General features: G+C 69.1%; 3 protein-coding genes and 2 pseudogenes. All 5 read right to left on the bottom strand.

Going from position 1 to position 3632, the window contains the following annotated elements; genetic code table 11:
- Positions 1-202, bottom strand: a pseudogene (locus F3J14_RS34090) (thiamine phosphate synthase); the annotation flags it as partial.
- Between the two features lie 28 nt (positions 203-230).
- A complete protein-coding gene (locus tag F3J14_RS34085) occupies positions 231-1574 on the bottom strand; it encodes a hemolysin family protein (RefSeq protein ID WP_166726649.1) in 1344 nt (447 codons plus the stop codon).
- A 76-nt stretch (positions 1575-1650) separates the two neighbouring features.
- On the bottom strand, positions 1651-2430 hold the full coding sequence (locus tag F3J14_RS34080; protein WP_166726648.1) for a HAMP domain-containing sensor histidine kinase: 780 nt from the start codon (positions 2428-2430) through the stop codon (positions 1651-1653).
- 67 nt (positions 2431-2497) lie between these two features.
- Entirely contained in the window at positions 2498-3421 is a 924-nt protein-coding gene (locus tag F3J14_RS34075) for a DMT family transporter (protein ID WP_166726647.1), read from the bottom strand.
- A gap of 41 nt (positions 3422-3462) precedes the next feature.
- A pseudogene (locus F3J14_RS34070) lies at positions 3463-3632 on the bottom strand (LysR family transcriptional regulator); the annotation flags it as partial.

The following is a 3632-nucleotide window of genomic DNA, read 5'->3' as shown; positions in this document are numbered from 1 at the left end:
CGGCCGCGGTGCAGCGCGCGAGCGCATCGGCGGCCAGCCGCGCGAACGCGGCAGCGTCGAACGACTTCACGCGCAACTGCACGAGCGTCTCGCCGCGCGCGAGCACGGCCGACAGCCGGTCGAGGAAGGCCCCGCAATCGGCGGCCGACGCGGACGCCGGCTCCGGCGTGATCACGCAGCAGCGCGCCAGCGTCGCGCTCATCGCACGCGGGAAGGGCGAGCGGCGGCCGTCATTCGTCGGCCTCCTTCACGGTCTTCGGATAGACGCGCACCAGCACGATGCGCGGCCCGTTCATCTTCTTCACGACGACGTCGAAGCGATCGAACGACACGCGCTGCCCTTCGGTCGGCAAATCGTTCAACGCCTGGATCACGAGGCCGCCGACCGATTCCGCGCGTCCTTCGTCGATGTCGATGCCGAGTGCCTGCTCGAGCGACACGACGGGCAGGCTGCCCTTGCCCATCAGCGTGCCGTCGTCGAGGCGGGTCCAGTCCGCGTCGCCCTGGCGGAACTCGTCGTGGATCTGGCCGACCAGCGCGCCGAGCAGGTTGTCGAGCGTGAGGAAACCGATCGGCTTCTCGCCCTTGTTGCCGACCAGCGCGAAGTGCGGCGCGCCCTTGCGGAAGCGGCGGAACAGCTCCAGCGCCGGCGTGTCGGGCTTCACGTACTGCACCGGGCGCACGTAGTCGGACAGGTCCTCGAGCGCCGCGCCCGCATGACGCGCAAGCAGCAGGTCCTTCAGGTGGATCAGCCCGCTCACCTGTTCGCGCGACGTATTCTCGAACAGCGGATAGCGGCTGAAGCGGTGCCGCGCGACGATTTCCATGTTGTCGGGCAGCGGCAGGTCGCGGCGCAGGCCGATCATTTCATGCGCCGGCCGCATCAGGTCCGACACCGTCATCGACGAGAAATCGAGCGAATGCGCGAGCGTGTTCCACTCGTCGTTGGTGTACGTGCCGCGCGCGGGCTGCGCCGTGTTGCCCGCGGTGCTACGGCGGCCGCGCAGGATCAGCTTCAGTTCGTCGGTCGAGTAGTGCGCATCGCCGCCGTGGTCGGCCGACAGCCCCGCGAGCCTCAGCACCGCGTTCGCGCTGCTGTTGAGCACCCAGATCGCCGGATACATCGCCCAGTAGAACGCGTAGAGCGGCAGCGCGACCCACAGGCCGACCTTCTCCGACTGGCGGATCGCCATCGATTTCGGCGCGAGCTCGCCGACCACGATGTGCAGGAACGAGATCAGCGAGAACGCGAACACGAGCGAGATCAGGTGCACGATGCGTTCGGACTGCACGCCGATCAGGTCGAGCAGCGGGCCGATCAGTTCCGCGAACGCCGGCTCGCCGACCCAGCCGAGGCCGAGCGACGCGAGCGTGATGCCGAGCTGGCACGCGGACAGATACGCGTCGAGTCGACCGTGCACGACGGCGAGGATGCGCCCGCGCAGGCCGTGCTTGCGGGCAAGCGTCTTGACGCGCGTCGCGCGCAGTTTGACGAGGCCGAATTCGGCTGCGACGAAAAACCCGTTGAGGGCCACCAGGAACAACGCGCCGATGAGCGCGAAGATCTGTAACAAAGAATCGCTCCAGTCATGACAGGCCCAACAGTATAGGGCCGGAAAGGAAAATGTAATGTGTCGGGCGGCCGATGGCTTACCCCGCCGCCTCACAGGGAACCGCGAGCGACAGGGTGACGATGGCGCCGTCGGCGAACGGGGCGTGCGTGAAGGTGCCGCCGTGCGCGAGCGCGACACGCTGGCACAGCGAGAGCACCCAGGCGACGCGCTTCGCGTCGCGCGAGCGCAGCATCTCGCGACGTGCGAACGCGTCGAAGGCGTGCGGCAGCGCCGGATCGGCGAGCGCATCGGCGCTCACGCCGCAGGTGACATGCGCGACGCACTGCGCGCCGTCGCGCGTGCATGCGAACGTCACGCGGTTGCCGGCGGCACTGGCTTCGACGGCCGTTGTCAGCATCGTCCAGAGCGCCTGTGCGAGGCGTTCGCGATCGGCGCTCAGTGACGGCTCGCCGTCGGGCAGCGTCGCATCGATGCTCACCTGCCGGGCGTCGGCGAGCGCGAAGCGCACCAGCGCGAGCGTGTCGTCGAGCAGCGGGCGCAGCGCGAACGGCTGCGCGGCGATCGCAAGCGTGCGTGTTTCCGCGCGCGGCGCGTCGAGCACGTCGTCGATCAGCGCAACCTGCTGATCGATCCCCGTGCGGATGCCCGCGAGCGGGCGCTGCAGGTTCGGGTCGGCGCTCGCGAGCTGGCGCTCGAGCACATACGCCCAGCTGTGCATTGCGTTCAGCGGGCTGCGCAGGTCGTGCGATGCGGTGGAAAGCGCCTGATCGCGCAGGAACAGCGCGGCCTCGGCGGCATAGTGCGCTGCGCGTTCGCGCAGCAGGTCGGCGGCGGGATCGACGGGAATGGACGTCACGGAGCTGGTTTGTTGGATGCGGTTGGCATGAAAAACACGCGAATCGTCATTATAGGGATCGCGCGTGTCACGCCGGCAGCGCGTCCTCGTCCTTTTTCCGGGCGTCGCCGTTCGGCAGCAACTGGCAGGCGAGCAGGCCGGCCAGCATCAGCGCGCAGCCGACCAGCGCGCGCAGCGTCAGCGTCTCGCCGAGCGCGGCCCAGCCGGCGATCGCCGCGAACACGCCTTCCATGCTGAAGATCACGGCCGCGTGCGCGGGCGCCGCATCGCGCTGCGCGACGACCTGCAGCGTATAGCCGACGCCGACCGACAGCAGCCCGCCGTACAGCAGCGTCGGCAGCGCGCTGCGCAGCATCGCGACGCTGACCGGCTCGATCACGAGGCCGGCCGCGAGACACAGCGTGCCGCATGTGACGAACTGCAGGAATGCGAGCACGAGCGGATCGTGGCGCTTCGCGAAATGGCCGACGGCCATCACGTGCGCGGCGATGATGACCGCGCCCGCGAGCTGGAACCAGTCGCCGTAGAGCACCGAGAAATGCTCGTCGATGCTGAGGAAATACAGGCCGATCGCCGCGAGCAGCGCGCCGAACCACGTGCCGGCGCCGATCCGGTGGCGGACGAACACGCCGATCAGCGGCACGATCACCACGTACAGCGAGCTGATGAAGCCCGCGTTCGCGATGCGCGTGTACTGCAGGCCGAACTGCTGCAGCGAGATCGACACGGCGAGCAGCGCGCCGAGCGCGAGCCCCGGCACCAGCAGCGCCGGTTCGCGGCGAATCGCCGCCAACTGCGCGCGCGACGCCGTGTTGAACGTCAGCAGCGGGATCAGCACCAGCGCGCCGAGCAGGAAGCGCAGCCCCGTAAACAGGAATGGCCCGATCACGTCGAGGCTCAGCCGTTGCGCGACGAAGGCCGAGCCCCAGATCGCGGCGGCGCCGAGCATCAGCAGGTTGGCGCGGAGGTGCTTGCGGGCTTCGGGCTTCATCGGAATTCTTCAGAGGATTGCGGGCGGCGAAACCGCGTAGTTTACGCCGAGATTGCAAGGCTGTCGGCAAACCTTCGCAGCGCGGCGGCCGCGCGGGTGTCGCGCACGCGCGAATACAGCACGACCTGCGAGTGCGGCAGCGGCGGCAAGCCGAATTTCGCCCCGACGTCCACCAGCGTGCGCGGCGCGACGCGCCGGGCCAGCGGGCTGA

The sequence above is a fragment of the Burkholderia sp. Tr-862 genome (assembly GCF_011753085.1).
Lineage (GTDB): Bacteria > Pseudomonadota > Gammaproteobacteria > Burkholderiales > Burkholderiaceae > Burkholderia > Burkholderia ambifaria.
Note: the sequence above shows the minus strand (reverse complement) of the source record. Positions and strands in the feature narration are given on the sequence as shown.